The sequence below is a fragment of the Sphingomonas sp. P2_B6 genome (genome assembly GCF_056404755.1).
The window spans coordinates 126,051-140,435 of record NZ_JBFUDK010000013.1 but is presented as its reverse complement, the minus strand read 5'-3'; the positions used below and the strand labels follow the sequence as shown (position 1 = coordinate 140,435).

10 protein-coding genes are annotated in these 14,385 nt (G+C 66.1%); 5 read left to right on the top strand and 5 right to left on the bottom strand.

Annotated features, from left to right (window positions below):
• Positions 1-408: 408 nt before the first annotated feature.
• Together metC and sseA are read right to left on the bottom strand one after the other, a co-directional pair.
• On the bottom strand, positions 409-1,608 hold the full coding sequence (gene metC, locus AC1DX5_RS17925; protein WP_478016578.1) for a cystathionine beta-lyase: 1,200 nt from the start codon (positions 1,606-1,608) through the stop codon (positions 409-411).
• A 9-nt stretch (positions 1,609-1,617) separates the two neighbouring features.
• Positions 1,618-2,466 (bottom strand): 3-mercaptopyruvate sulfurtransferase, encoded by an 849-nt coding sequence (sseA, locus tag AC1DX5_RS17920; RefSeq protein WP_465170024.1) that lies wholly within the window; start codon positions 2,464-2,466, stop codon positions 1,618-1,620.
• 225 nt (positions 2,467-2,691) lie between these two features.
• On the opposite strand from sseA, the gene queF reads away from it, so the two are divergent.
• From queF to AC1DX5_RS17905, 3 genes are all read left to right on the top strand, one after another.
• Complete coding sequence (gene queF, locus AC1DX5_RS17915) at positions 2,692-3,138, top strand: preQ(1) synthase (protein ID WP_465170023.1); 447 nt, start codon at positions 2,692-2,694, stop codon at positions 3,136-3,138.
• 144 nt (positions 3,139-3,282) lie between these two features.
• Complete coding sequence (locus AC1DX5_RS17910; RefSeq protein WP_478016577.1) at positions 3,283-5,556, top strand: glycosyltransferase family 4 protein; 2,274 nt, start codon at positions 3,283-3,285, stop codon at positions 5,554-5,556.
• 44 nt (positions 5,557-5,600) lie between these two features.
• Positions 5,601-6,878, top strand: coding sequence for a glycoside hydrolase family 130 protein (locus AC1DX5_RS17905; protein ID WP_465170021.1), 1,278 nt, complete (start codon positions 5,601-5,603; stop codon positions 6,876-6,878).
• Between the two features lie 31 nt (positions 6,879-6,909).
• On the opposite strand, the gene AC1DX5_RS17900 is transcribed toward AC1DX5_RS17905, so the two are convergent.
• Positions 6,910-8,859 (bottom strand): OPT family oligopeptide transporter, encoded by a 1,950-nt coding sequence (locus tag AC1DX5_RS17900; protein ID WP_478016576.1) that lies wholly within the window; start codon positions 8,857-8,859, stop codon positions 6,910-6,912.
• A gap of 420 nt (positions 8,860-9,279) precedes the next feature.
• Positions 9,280-9,696, bottom strand: a complete 417-nt coding sequence (locus tag AC1DX5_RS17895; RefSeq protein ID WP_478016575.1) for a hypothetical protein — start codon at positions 9,694-9,696, stop codon at positions 9,280-9,282.
• 177 nt (positions 9,697-9,873) lie between these two features.
• Here AC1DX5_RS17895 and AC1DX5_RS17890 point away from each other — a divergent pair, with 177 nt between their 5' ends.
• Positions 9,874-10,251 (top strand): MarR family winged helix-turn-helix transcriptional regulator, encoded by a 378-nt coding sequence (locus AC1DX5_RS17890; protein ID WP_478016574.1) that lies wholly within the window; start codon positions 9,874-9,876, stop codon positions 10,249-10,251.
• 16 nt (positions 10,252-10,267) lie between these two features.
• On the top strand, positions 10,268-11,533 hold the full coding sequence (locus tag AC1DX5_RS17885; protein ID WP_478016573.1) for an MFS transporter: 1,266 nt from the start codon (positions 10,268-10,270) through the stop codon (positions 11,531-11,533).
• 109 nt (positions 11,534-11,642) lie between these two features.
• Here AC1DX5_RS17885 and AC1DX5_RS17880 read toward each other — a convergent pair whose 3' ends face one another.
• Positions 11,643-14,366 (bottom strand): M1 family metallopeptidase, encoded by a 2,724-nt coding sequence (locus AC1DX5_RS17880; RefSeq protein WP_478016572.1) that lies wholly within the window; start codon positions 14,364-14,366, stop codon positions 11,643-11,645.
• Positions 14,367-14,385: the final 19 nt, after the last annotated feature.

The following is a 14,385-nucleotide window of genomic DNA, read 5'->3' as shown; positions in this document are numbered from 1 at the left end:
CAGACCAGGCATCTATGGAAGGCCGTGCAACGACCCGTGCCAATGTTTCCGTTCGGTAAGGAAAGATTGCCGAAACACGCTGCAGCGCACAACATAATTCTGTCACACGCCCGCCGGTTTGCGGAGCATGTTGCACCAGCGCAACAGTGGTGAGGCATCAGATCACCGGTTTTGCGGGCGATGAATAGTTGTTGACATGTATCTGACGATGCGCAAACGGGATCTGGATTCCATGGTCCCTGAACAGCCACAAGAACCGGTTGAGCATGTCGGAGCGGACCCTGCCGATCCCGGTTTTCGGGCTCGCTGATCCAGGCGAGGACGATGCGTGCAACCTGTCATTCACGCCCGGAGCTCATTTGCCGGATTCTCGCCAGCCCTGCGCATTCGACCAGGCCGCGGCAGGATTTATGCGAGCGCGGCCCGGAAGCGTTCGAGCCCGGCGGCGAGATCATGGATCAGGTCGTCGGGATCCTCGATGCCGATCTGCAGCCGCACCAGCAGGCCCGGATCGCGGCGCTTGGTCGCGGTCCGGTAGCGCGCCGGATCGACCGGCAGCGCCAGGCTTTCGAACCCGCCCCAGCTATAGCCGATGCCGAAATGCTCGAGTCCGTCGATCAGCACGGCACGGGCCTCGTCGGTCGCGTCCCTGAGGGTGAAGGAGAACAGCCCGGTCGACCCCTTGAAGTCGCGCAGGAACAACTCGTGGCCCGGACAGTCGGGCAGGGCCGGATGGAAGACGGCGGCGACCTCGGGTTGCTCCTTCAGCCAATGGGCGATCTTCAGCGCGCTCGACTGGTGCTGGGCAAGACGGATGGCGAGCGTGCGCAGGCCGCGCGAGCCGAGCCAGCAATCGTCCGGGCTGGCGATCTGGCCGAGCTGGAAGCTCGTATCGCGCAGTTTAGTGAAATGGCCGGGTGCGGCGGTGACCGATCCGAGCATCACGTCCGAATGGCCGACGATATATTTGGTGCAGGCGAGGATCGACAGGTCGATGCCGCGTTCGATTGCCTGGAAATAGAGCGGCGTTGCCCAGGTATTGTCGAGCAACGTCACGATGCCACGCGCCTTGGCCGCGGCGACGATGGCGGGGATATCCTGCACCTCGAAGGTCAGGCTGCCCGGGCTCTCCATGAGGATCGCACGCGTCTTGTCGCCGATCAACTCGGCGATGCCGGCACCGACCATCGGATCGTAGAAGCGTGTCGCGATGCCCAGGCGCTTGAGCAAGCCGGTGCCCATCGACCGGGTCGGATCATAGGCGCTGTCGGGCAGGAGCAGCTCGTCGCCCGGCGACAGCACCGAGAGCAATGCGGCGGCGATCGCCGCGACCCCCGAGGGATAGAGGAAGGTCGCTTCGGCGCCAGGCTCCAAGTCCGTCAGCGCGTCGGCGAGCGACCATTGGGTGGGGGTGCCGCGCCGGCCGTAGAACAGGCGGTGATGCGTATCGCGCCCGCCCGCCGCGCGGAGCTCCGCGACCGAGCCGTAGAGGATCGTCGATGCGCGCCACACCGGCGCATTGACGATCCCCTGGGTCCATTCAGGCCGACGGCCAGCGGAGACGACGCGGGTCGCGTCGCCCTTGGTGTGGCCGTCCTTCTCACTCATTCGATACGCTCACGCTGTTCCCATTGCCTTGGGGGTTGACCGGTCGGCGCCCCATTCGGACCAGCTGCCGTCATAGATGGCGGCCTCGTTGCCCAGCTGGTGTGCGCCGAAGGCGAGGACAGCGGCGGTGATGCCCGATCCGCATGTCGTGACGAGGGGCCTGGCCAGATCGATACCCGCTGCGTCGAATTCAGCCTTCAGCGCCTCGCCCTGTTTCCAGGTCCCGTCAGCGTTGAACAGCTTGCCATAAGGCAGGTTCTTCGATCCCGGAATGTGTCCGGCATGGGTGGCGGCACGTGGATCGGGTTCCTCGCCGGTGAAGCGCGCCGCGGAGCGGGCGTCGAGCACCTGCTCGGCACCACTGTCGAGATTGGCCTTCATCTGGTCGAGGTTGCGCACGCTCTTGTCGTCGGCCCAGACGGTGAAGTGGCGATGGCGCAGGCTTTCCTTGCCGGTGGCGACCTCACGCCCCTCGGCCTGCCATTTGGCGAGGCCGCCATCGAGGATCGCGACGTCATGCGCGCCGAACAGGCGAAGCATCCACCAGGCCCGCGCGGCGGTGTGGTGCGGGGAATTGTCGTAGAGCACGACGCGGCTGCCGTCGCCCAGGCCAAGCGACTGCATCCGGCTGGCGAATTTCTCGGGCGGGGGCAGCATCGAGGGCAGGGGGTTCGACGTGTCGGAGAGGTCGGCCAGGTCCATGAACACCGCGCCGGGGATGTGCGCCGCTTCATATTCCGCCGCCGCATCGCGCGGCGCTTCGCCGGGCAGGGTGGTGAAATAGGTGGCGTCGACGATCCTGAGGTCGTTCGCGCCCATCTCGTTCGCGAGCCATTCCGTCGTAACCAGCGAGTCCATGTGTTCCTCCTAAATAGTCCGCTCGGGGCGAGCATCCGGTGACTCCCTCCCTCCACCGTCCCGGGGAGGAAGAACGACCCAAGGCCGGAGCGCTGGGCGGAAGGAAAGGAATCTCCTGATCTCGTGTCTAGCCAGTGGCGGGGGCGGCGTCGAGCCGGAGCGCGCGATTCCGCCGTTTTCCCGCAATCGTTCCATTTTACGCGCCGGCACCCTAGATAGTCGGTCATGACTCCCAAGCATCTCGGCCAGTCCAGCGCGCTGCCCGCTTCTCCCGAAGAGGCAGTGCTCGATTATGTTCCCAATCCGCGTCCGGGGCGGCCTTATCTGGTGCGCTTCACCGTGCCCGAGTTCACCTCGCTCTGCCCGGTGACGGCGCAGCCGGATTTCGCGCATCTGGTGATCGACTATGCGCCGGGCGAGACGATCGTCGAGTCCAAGTCGCTCAAGCTGTTCCTGGGCGCGTTCCGCAACCATCAGGCGTTCCATGAGGATTGCACCGTCGGCATTGGCGAGCGGCTGACCGCGGAGATGAAGCCGATCTGGCTGCGAATCGGTGGCTATTGGTATCCGCGCGGCGGCATTCCGATCGACGTGTTCTGGCAGTCCGGGCCGCCGCCGGAGGGCCTCTGGCTACCGTTGCAGGACGTCCCGGGATATCGCGGCAGGGGGTGAGCCGTTCATTTCGGCTTAATCTTGACGTAAGTTATCGCGAATCTCTTGTTGCGTTGCAGCAATGGTGCAACCATATTGAAACTTGGCCGTTCGTGGGAGGCAATTTCGGGGCTCCCAGCCCCGTTTCACAAGAGGTTTCAATCGATGGCTCCTTCGGAAAAGGTCGTGACCCCGATCGATCACCTGGCATTGATCGGCAATTTCCTTCCCCGGAAATGCGGCCTTGCAACATATACGACTGACACGTTCACCGCGCTGAAGGGCCGATTCCCCGAGTTGAAGATCGACGTCTATGCGATGGACGACCATCCCGGGCGCTATCACTACCCCGCCGAAGTGACCGCGAGCATCCCGGACCAGGACCGGTTCGCCTATATCGATGCTGCCCGCGCGATCGAGCGCAGCGGCGCGCAGGCACTGTGGGTCCAGCACGAATATGGCATCTATGGTGGGCCGGCGGGCGAGCATCTGCTCGCCCTGCTCGACCGGGTGTCGATCCCCGTCATCGTCACGCTTCACACCATTCTCGAAAAACCCAGCGCCGATGAACGTCGGGTGATGGAAGGGCTCCTGCGCCGGGCCGCCAAAGTCATCGTGATGGCCGAGCGCGGCCGCGAGATCCTGGAGCGCGTCTACAGCGCCAATCCCCGGTCAATCGTGATGATCCCGCACGGCGTGCCGGATCGCGCGTTCGTCGATCCCGCAACGTTGAAGGAGCAGTTCGGCTGGCAGGGGCGCAAGACGCTGCTGACCTTCGGCCTGCTCGCGCCCAACAAGGGCATCGAGACGATGATCGATGCACTGCCGGCGATCGTCGCGGAGCATCCAGACGTGCTGTACGCGGTGCTTGGCGCGACTCACCCCAATCTGGTCGCCCATGAGGGCGAGGCGTATCGCGACCGGCTGAAAGCGCTAGCCGCCGAGCATGGTGTGGGCGCGCATGTCGAGTTCATCGACGCCTTTCTCGAGCATGACGACCTGATCGACTATCTCCAGGCGGCCGATATCTATGTGACGCCTTACAACAACCCGGCCCAGATCACCTCTGGCACGCTGTCCTACGCCGTCGGCGTGGGCAAGGCGGTCGTCTCGACGCCCTATGTGCACGCGACCGAGATCCTCGCGGACGGGCACGGCGTGCTGGTCGATTTCGGCGACAGCGCCGCCTTTGCGCGCGAGATCAACGCGCTGCTGGGCAGCGAGGGCGACCGCATCGCCTTGTCGCAGCGCGCTTATGCGCGGGGGCAGACGATGATCTGGCCGCGCCTCGCCGAGGTGGCGATGGGCGAGATCGTCGAGATGGTCGCGACCAAGCCGCGCCGGATCGCATCCAGGGTGCGCCTGACGGTGCTCAAACCGGATATCGCCGCGGTCGAGCGGATGAGCGATTCCACCGGCATGCTCCAGCATTCCATCTATTCGGTGCCGGATCGCCGCCACGGCTATTGCATCGACGACAATGTCCGCGCGCTGATGCTGATGACGGCGATCGACACGCTCGACGAAGGCGTGCGCGACAAATGGATGACGATCTATGCGTCCTTCATCCAATATGCCTGGAATCCGGACAAGCGCCGTTTCCGCAACTTCATGAACTTCGATCGCACCTGGTGCGAGGAATATGGATCGGAGGATTCCAACGGCCGTACGATCTGGGCGCTGGGCGTGACCGCGCGGCGTGCGACGCTGGTCAAGCATCGCGACTGGGCGGTGCGGCTGTTCGACGAGACCGCGTCGCTCGCCTTCGAGCTGCAGAGCCCGCGCGCGCAGGCCTTCGCCATGCTGGGTGCCGCCGCGATGCTCGGCGCGCATCCCGGGCATGAACTGGCGCTCAACATCTTGGAGCGCTTCTCCAATGACCTGCTCGCGCTGGTCGAGGAAGCGCGGCGGCCGGAATGGGAATGGTTCGAGATCGTGCTCGCCTATGACAATGCGCGGCTGCCAGAGGCGCTCATTCGCGCCGGCATGATGCTCGGCCGCGAAGATCTGCTGAAATGCGGTCTCTCGACGCTGAGCTGGATCGTCGCACAGCAGACGTCACCCGAAGGCCGTTTCCGGGCGATCGGCACGGAGAGCTTCGGCCGCGCCTATGAAGAGCCGCTGCCGTTCGACCAGCAGCCGCTCGAAGCGCAGGCGACGATCGATGCCTGCTCTGCCGCGTTCAAGGCGACTGGTGATGCGCGCTGGGTCGAAGAGGCGATGCGTGCCTATCGCTGGTATCTCGGCCAGAACGACCTCGATCTGCCCCTTGCGTCGGCTCAGGACGGGGGCTGTTTCGATGGCCTTATGCCGACCGGTTTGAACCGCAACCAGGGCGCCGAGTCGATTCTGGCGCTTCAATTGGCATCTTGCGCCATTTCGGGGCTTTCAAAGCGGGCCGAAAGCATGGCAGGACCTGACGGACGCGCCGCCGCATAGCCTCGCTAGCGACGTCGCCAGGACGTCATTGCGCGAGGCCATACGTGATAGAACTGTTTCACCACGCACTGCGGCTGCATGCCGATCCTTCTCGTGTCGTGGTGCGTCCCTTTCATCTGGCCTGGGCCGGCAATGGCGGGAGCCGTACCGAGCGACTGGTGAAAGAGGTGATGGAACTCGACACCGCGGCGACGCGGGCCGAGCTGGAGCTGGTGCTCAAGGACTTCGAAGCGCGCCACTGGCAGACCCGGCGTGTGTTCATGACCCGCTATGACGAGATCGAGGAAATGCTCGGTCTCGACGGGACCGAGATCGGGGACGAGAAGCGCCAGCTGATCGGCGCCTATTTCTGCCACGAATACAGCTATGCCGCCGCCGCGCTGATGAACCCGAGCGCCGTGCCGCATTTCGACCAGACCGGCATGCCGGAAGGATCGTTGCGCATCCTGATGTCGCTGCGTGCGGTGGGGGAGGGCCATATCTCGTCGGTCGCCTTCCGCGAAGGCATCATCACCAGCCGGAACGAGCTGAAGCTGGCGCCCGAACCCCCCTTCGCCACCGCGACCGATGCGGTCGGCCAGGACGAAGAGGAGCTGCCCGAGGGCGAGATCACGGTCTTTCGCCATCGCGATTCCACCCTGTCGGGCACGGTGATCTTCCCGATCACGGCGGCACAGTCGAAGGGGCTGGAGGATCTGCGCCTCGTCAAGTTCACGCATGACGACGGCTCGGCCGAATGGCTTGGCACCTATACCGCCTATAATGGCTCGTCGATTCAGTCCGAGCTGCTGCGCACCCGCGACTTCCGCGCGTTCGATCTGGTGCCGATGACGGGGCCCGCCTCACGCAACAAGGGCATGGCGCTGTTCCCGCGCAAGATCGGCGGGCAATATATGATGATGGGGCGGCAGGACGGGGAGAATCTGTTCCTGCTCAAGTCGGACACCCTCACCCATTGGGAAGAGGGCGAGAAGCTGCTGACGCCGCATTATCCGTGGGAACTGGTGCAGATCGGCAATTGCGGACCGCCGATCGAGCTCGACGAGGGCTGGCTGATGCTGACTCACGGCGTCGGCGCGATGCGCAAATATTCGATCGGCGCGGTCTTGCTCGACAAGGACGATCCGTCGAAGGTGCTCGGCCGCACGCGCGAGCCGATCCTGGCGGCGGCACATGAAGACCGCGAGGGCTATGTGCCGAACGTGGTCTATAGCTGCGGCGCGATCCGCCACGGCGACAAGCTGTTCGTGCCGTACGGCGTGGCGGACAGCTCCGTGGCGTTCGCGTTCATCGACATCAAGGTGCTGCTCGCGGCGATGTGAGCCCCTCCACTGAAGGGGAGGGGCTTTAAGGTCAACGCGCCATCGATTTGGTCCGGTTGTAGAGCAGCCAGATCAGACCGGCGAACACGACCGGCGCCGCGAACAGCGCTATCGTCGCGAAGCTCGCGCCGACCACCGCCAATGGCGCGTCCTTGCCCGTGGCGCCGACGATGCCGGCAAAGGCTACGCCGAACAGGCTTTCGCCGACGATCAGGCCGGTTGCCGCGAGCGTGCCCATGCGCTCGGCAAAATCGGGGTTGCTCTGGCGCCTGGCCCATTTGTCGTAGAAATGGCCGATCAGCGCGCCGACCGGGATGAGCAGGGTCAGCGCCATCGGCAGATAGATGCCCATGCCGACGCCGAGCGGGGGCAGGCGCATCTTGCCGGCGCGGCCGAGCATCTCATCGAGGAAGATCACCACCACGCCGATGCCGGCGCCGACGCCGATCAGCCGCCAGTCGAGATCGCCGCCGAGCACGCCCTTGGCGAGGGACGAGATCAGCGCCGCCTGAGGCGCGGCGAGCGCAGTCTCCTTGGCATTGGGTGCGCCCTGGAAGGTGAAGGCGGTGTTGAGCAGGTCGAGCACCGGCGGGATCACGAGCGAGCCGAAGATCACGCCGAGCACCAGCGCGAACTGCTGCTTCCACGGCGTCGCGCCGACCAGCTGGCCGGTCTTGAGATCCTGCAGATTGTCGTTGGAGATGGTCGCGACCGAGAAGACGATCGCGGTGGTGAACAGGGCATAGGCGATCAGCGCGTTGGTGCGTGCCACGTCCGTGCTGTGGCCGTAGATCGCGACGAGCAGCAGCGAGGCGCCGAGCACGGCGAGGATGCCGACGCCCGAAACCGGGCTGTTCGACGCGCCGATAAGGCCGGCCATGTACCCGCAGACCGCGGCGATCACGATGCCGATGACGAGGATGTAGAGGATCGTGCCGAGGATCACCGCAAAGCCGTGATCGTGGATCGGGCCGCCCGCCGAGAAGCTCCACAACAGCCAGGCGATCGGGGGCAGGGTGCCGAGGATCGACAGGCCGACAATGCCGATCGGCAGGTCGCGCTCGGTCAGTTCGAGGATCGAGCCCGCCTGGCGGGCGCGCGACGCCGCCATGGCGGAGCGGATGCCGCCGATGATCGGGCCGAGGATCTTGAGCAGGGTCCAGATCGCCGCGACGCCGATCGTGCCGGCGCCGATGAAGCGCACTTCGGAGCGGAACACGGTGCTGACGACCTTGTCGAGCTCGCCCGGTACGCCGCTGGTGAGGTAGGGCATGAGCCCGCCCCAGGCGATCACCATGCCGAGGAACATCGCCGCGCCGACCGACAGGCCGACGAGATGGCCGACGCCGATCAGCGCCATGGAGAAGCTGGTCGACGCGCCAGTCGCGCCCGAGCCGACACGGAAGTTCTTCACCGCTTCGCCCGCGACGAGCTTCATCGCGGCGAGCAGGGCGAAGCCGGACGAGACGAGCGAGCCGAGGATGATGACCTTCAGCCCCTTGGCATTCTCCTCGTCGCCATCTTCCGCGGCGCCGACCTTGAGCACTTCGGCCGCGGCGACGCCTTCGGGATAGGGCAGGTCCGATCCGGTGACGAGCGCGCGGCGCAGCGGCACCGAGAACATCACCCCGAGAATACCGCCGACCGCGCAGACCGCCGCGGTGGTCCAATAGGGGAAGCCGGTCCACCAGCCGACCAGGATCAGGCCGGGCAGCACGAAGATGATCGCGGCTAGCGTGCCCGCGGCGCTCGCGATCGTCTGGACGATGTTGTTCTCCAGGATGTTGGCATCCTTGAAGAAGCGCAGGATCGCCATGGAGATGACCGCCGCCGGGATCGAGGTGGCGAAGGTCAGGCCGACCTTCAGGCCAAGATAGACATTGGCGGCGGTGAACAGGACGGTGATGAGCCCGCCCAGGATGATGCCGCGAACGGTAAGCTCGGCGAGCGGGCGGGCGGTTGGGGTCGTGGATGCTTGCATGGCATATCGTGGCATAATCGGGCGGGTTTGGGACAGTGGTTTCTGTCGAAACCTGTCTGCCGCGCAGGATGACCTGCCCGTAAGCGCGGCAGAGGCCGCGTCCGATTCTGGCGCTGCGCATCGCTGTTATCGACCCCGTAACAGCGAAGAACAGGGAAGAATTTTATCTTTTCCGTCTTTTCGTCCGTTTTGTTGGAAATATTAGCTTTATTTTATAATAGTTTAATGGCCCTTATCGCTGTAATCCCGTAACAGGGAAACGGGTGCGCGGAACAGCGAAAGGCCGCGACCAGAACAGGGACCGGCGAGTCCGACGGGGTGACGACCAGGCTGACGCAGTTTTCATGCGGCGGATCGTGATCCACCGCGGCATAAAGTTGAATCGAGGTCGCCAGGGCCAAAGCGCGCTATGCGGCCAGATCAGGTCCGTGCGTATCGCCGCAGATACAGCCGGCCGCCCAGCCATACCGACGGGAATGCCGTCACTGCCAACGCAATCGGGTACCAGCGCGGGCCGAGGTTCAGGTTCCAGCTCGCCAGCACGCCGACGATCCCCCCCAGCGTGCCGATCACTGCCAGGATGATCGCGTGGCGCATCCGCGCGCGCGGGGCGAGCCAGGCGGTGACGAATCCGCCGGCGACGGAGAAGAGGCAGCGATAGGCAAGGGCGAGGAGATTGTGCCACGGGTTCCACATCGCGCCGCGCGGTATGATCCCGGTGGCATGCATGATCTCGTCGGTGCCGGTGTGAGTCACCACGATGAAGGCGAAGCCGGCGAGCACGGCGGCAACGCTGCGGAGATAGAGCCACAGCATGCTGGCTGGTCGATCGGTCATTCGCGCTCCCCCGGTAGTCCGTCGATGATGCCACAGCTCGCGGGAGCTGGACAGGCCGCCCGCCCGCTCATTCCCGCCGTTGACCGGCTACCATGATGCATATACATCATGTGCGTGACCTCTCTCCCTTCCGATTCTCCGTGCGCGTGCACCTCCCTGCGCAAGGCCGCGCGCGCCGTGTCGCGCGTCTATGACGAGGCGCTGAGCGGAACGGGGATGACGATCGCGCAATTCTCGGTGCTGCGGCACGTCGCGCGCGGCGGGGAGACGCCGCTGAGCCGGCTGGCCGAGGCGCTGGTGATGGACCGGACCTCGCTGTACCGCGCGCTCGCGCCGCTCGAGCGGCAGGGCYGGATCGAGGTCGCGCAGGCAGCGCGCGGGCGCGCCCGGATCGCCTCGCTCACCGACGCGGGGCGCGCCGCGATGGAGGGCGCGACCGGCCCATGGCGCGCGGCGCAGGAGCGGCTGATCGGCGCGTTCGGCGCGGACGACTGGACCCGGCTCGAAACCCTGTTGCGCGGCGTGGTCGATGTGGCCGGCCCAACTCATGACTGACCTGCGAGGAACCCGCATGCCCCTGACCCGACTGGCCGGCCGAGCGCCCTATATCGTCGTCGGCGTGACCTTCCTCGCGCTGCTCATCTCCGCCGGGCTGCGATCGGCGCCCGGCGTGATGATGGTGCCGCTCGAACTGCATTTCGGCTGGGACCGCGCGACCATCTCCTTTTCGGCGGCGGTGGGCATCTTCCTTTACGGGCTGGTCGGGCCGTTCGCCGCGGCGCTGATGATGTCGCTGGGGATCAAGCGGACCATGCTCGGCGGGCTGTTGCTGATGTCGGCCGCGACCCTGGCCAGCCTGTGGATGACCGCACCCTGGCATTATGTGCTGACCTGGGGCGTGCTCTCGGGCGTGGGCAGCGGCGCGGTCGCCTCGGTGCTGGGCGCCGCGGTGGTCAATCGCTGGTTCGCGACGCGCCAGGGGCTAGTGATGGGCATGCTGAGCGCGAGCACGGCGACGGGCGCGCTGGTGTTCCTGCCGTTGCTGGCCTGGCTGTCGAGCGCTGGCGCGTGGCAACCGGTGGCCGTGGCGGTCAGCGTCGCCTGCCTTGCCCTGGTTCCGCTCGTCCTGTTCTTCGTGCCCGAAAGGCCGGGAGATGTCGGCATTCGTCGTTTCGGCGAAACCGATGCGAGCGCGCCGCCGCCGCCGCTGAAACAGGCCGCGACGCCGATGCTTGCCTTCGACGCGCTGTTCCGTGCCGCGCGCACCCCGATCTTCTGGCTGTTGTTCGGCACCTTCTTCGTCTGCGGCCTGACCACCAACGGGCTGGTCGGCACGCATATGATCGCCTTTTGCGGCGATCACGGCATCGCGCCGGTCGCGGCGGCGGGGCTGTTGTCGATGATGGGGCTGTTCGACCTGGTCGGCACCACCGCCTCGGGCTGGCTGACCGACCGCTACGATCCGCGCAAGCTGCTCTGCGTCTATTACGGCCTGCGCGGCCTATCGCTGATCGCTCTGCCTTTCATCGATTTCGGCGCCGTGAGCCTGACGGTGTTCGCGATCTTCTACGGCCTCGACTGGATCGCGACGGTACCGCCCACGGTGAAGCTGGCCAATATGTCGTTCGGCGAGCGCGATGCGCCGATCGTCTTCGGCTGGATCATGGTCGGGCACCAGATCGGCGCCGCCACCGCCGCATTCGGCGCGGGCGTGATCCGGGAGCAGACGGGCACCTATCTGCCTGCCTTCCTGATCGCGGGCGGGTTCGGCGTGGCAGCATCGGTGCTGATCGTCGCGACCGGGTTGGCGGGGCGCCGAGTCGCGCGGGCGATCTGAGCGCACATTGTTGACAGGAGGCCTTGTGTCTCCTTGTGCTCCCGCGAAGGCGGGAGCCCAGCCTGGGCTCCCGCCTTCGCGGGAGCACAAGGAGGCTGGACGGCATGGCTTATTTGGCCAGCGCCGCCGCGATCTCCGCGCCCTTTGCCGCCTTCAGGTCGCCGCAGTGGCGGATCGATTCCACGGTGCGTTCGAAGTCGAGCACGCCGGCGCCGGCTGCCTTCACCTTCGGGCCCAATATCGTCTCGATCCGGTCGGCGCGATCGGCGCCGCATTGGAAGATCAGTGCCTGGGGCAGGCGGCTGGTGATGAACACGCCGTTGCCGCTGGCGAGCAGCGAGTCGTAATGGGCGAGGATCCATTCGCCGGCATGCTCGACCGTTCCCTCGGTCGTGGCGAGGGTCTGGATCAGCATGAGCTTGTCATAGGCGCGCAGCCGCGTGTCGGTCAGGCCGAGCAGATAATCGGCGACGTCGGTGCGGCCGCTCGCGGCCGCGGCGCCCAGCGCCGCGCTGCGCAGGACCGGATCCTCGCTCGCCAGACCGGTCTCGATCAGTTTCCGCGCGGCGGGAACGCCGCCCTTCGCCACCGTCACGGACAGCGCCGTGGCGAGATAGGCCTGGTCGAGCGCCTGCTTGTCGCCCGCCAGATATTTCTCCGCGGCGGCCTGTAGCGTCGCGGTCAGCGCCGCATCATGGCCTTCGCGCACGACATAACCGACCAGGCCCTGGCGCAATTGCTGCTTGCCGGGACTGTCACCCTTGTGGGCGCCCGCTGACGGATCGAAGCCGATCGCGGCGAGATGCGGGGCGTAGGTCGTGGCCATCAGCCGGCGATAGGCAGCGTCGGATTCCGGCGCGATCAGACCGCGCAGTTTGAGCCCGGCGAGGCGCGCGGCACCGTCGACGCTGAGACCGGCATCCGGATTGGCGGCGAGGTTTTTCGCGGCAGTGATCAGCCAGGCGGCAGGGGCCTTGCCGGCGCGGAACGCGGCCCAGAGGCTGTCGTCGGCGGCCAGGCCCTCGGCCGGATCGATCGCGGCGAAGGTGCCGATCAGCGCCTGCCAGTCCTTTGGCTCCAGGTTGAAGCGATAATAGCCGGTGCCGCCGACATTGGGCATGATCACGCCCTTACTGGCCGTGGCGAGCGTGGTGACCGGCTTGTCGAGCAGGGTACAGCTCTTCGTCGTATCGACGCGCAGGCAGAACGGGATGGTCCATTGCTCGGGCTTGGGCGTGCTGCCGAGGAACGCGTAGCGCGACTGAGTCGCGACCAGCTGGCCGCCCTTGTGTGCGATGTCCACGACCGGCACGCCCTGCTGATCGACGAAGCTCTTCATCGCGGTCAGCACGCGCGGGTCCTTCGCGCCGTCGGCGAGCGACTGGAAGAACTGTTCCGAGGTCGCATTGCCATAGGCGTGGCGCTTCAGGTGGAGCCGCACGCCGGCCTTGAACTTCTCGTCGCCGAGATAGGCGGCGATCATCGAGATGACGTGCCCGCCCTTGCCATAGGTGATGTTGTCGAACGCGCCGTCGATCTGGCTGTTGTCAGTGATCGCCTGGTGAATCGGACGGCCGACCTCCAGCGCGTCGGTGTTCATTGCGCGGAAGCCTTCATCGAGCGCGCCGACACCGATATTGAGCTCGGGCCGCCATTCGTTGCCGATGCGATAGCCCATCCAGTTGGCGAAGCTCTCGTTCAGCCAGATATCGTCCCACCAGGCCGGGGTGACGAGATCGCCGAACCATTGGTGCGACAGCTCGTGCGCGACGATCATGCCGAAATCCTGTTTCTGGCCGGTGGTCGCGCCCGCATCGAGCAGGATGATGCCGTCGCCATAGATGTCGGCCCCGGCATTCTCCATCGCGCCCGGCATCACCGGCGACGCGATCTGGTCGAGCTTGGGGAAGGGAAAGGGCTCGCCGAAATATTTCTCGAGCAGGCTGACGATGCGCGGCGTCTCCGCCATGACATAGCCGAGCTTGCCGGCATGCGCGCGGGTCGCGACGGCGCCGAGCGGCAGTGGAGCGGCACGCTCCGGGGTCGGCGGGACCATGCCCTTTTCGTGCAGGAACGGACCAGTCACCACCGCGACGAGATAGGTCGGCAGCGGCCTGGTCGGCTCGAATTCATGCCGTGCCATGGCGGCGGGCGAGGTCGTGCCGGTCGCTCGGGCGTGCTTCGCCGCCGCGGAGTCCGGGTCGATCGCGATCGGTGTGACCCTGGTCTCGCGCGTGTTGGTGACGACTTCGTTACCCGCTGCGGTGAGGACCGACACGGTGAAGGGCGTCTTGAAGCCGGGCTCGTCGAACGACGGGAAGGCGGCGCGGGCGTCGATCGATTCGAACTGAGTCCAGCTATACCATTGATCGGCGACCTTGATGCGATACAGGCCCGAGGCGCCGTCGCCGAAGGTGCCGTCATAGTCGAAGCTGAGGGTCGCCTTGCCGGCGGGCAGGTCGCTGGCGAAATCGAGCCGGGCGACGCCCGTGGCATCGACCTGAGTCCAGCGCGCCGGGATCTGCTTGCCGCCGACGGTCGCATAGGCGCCCTGCACGCGGAGATCGCGGCCGTGCAGGTAGAGGGTCCTGGTCGCCGCCTTCACCGTGACGTCGATCTCGTCATGGCCGGAGAAAGTCGGCTGATCGGGCAGGATGGTGAAGGTCAGGCGGTACGCGCTCGGTATCGCGGCATCGGACAGCTTGCCCCTGGGCGCGGCGGCGTCCGCGACGATCTGCGTCGCGGCGGGCGGGGCGGCGGGCGTCGCAGCGGTCTGGGCGAGCGCGCTGGTGGACAGGAGCGACAGGCAGGTCGCGGCAAAGACGGCACGCATCGGAAAATCCCCCAAAAGG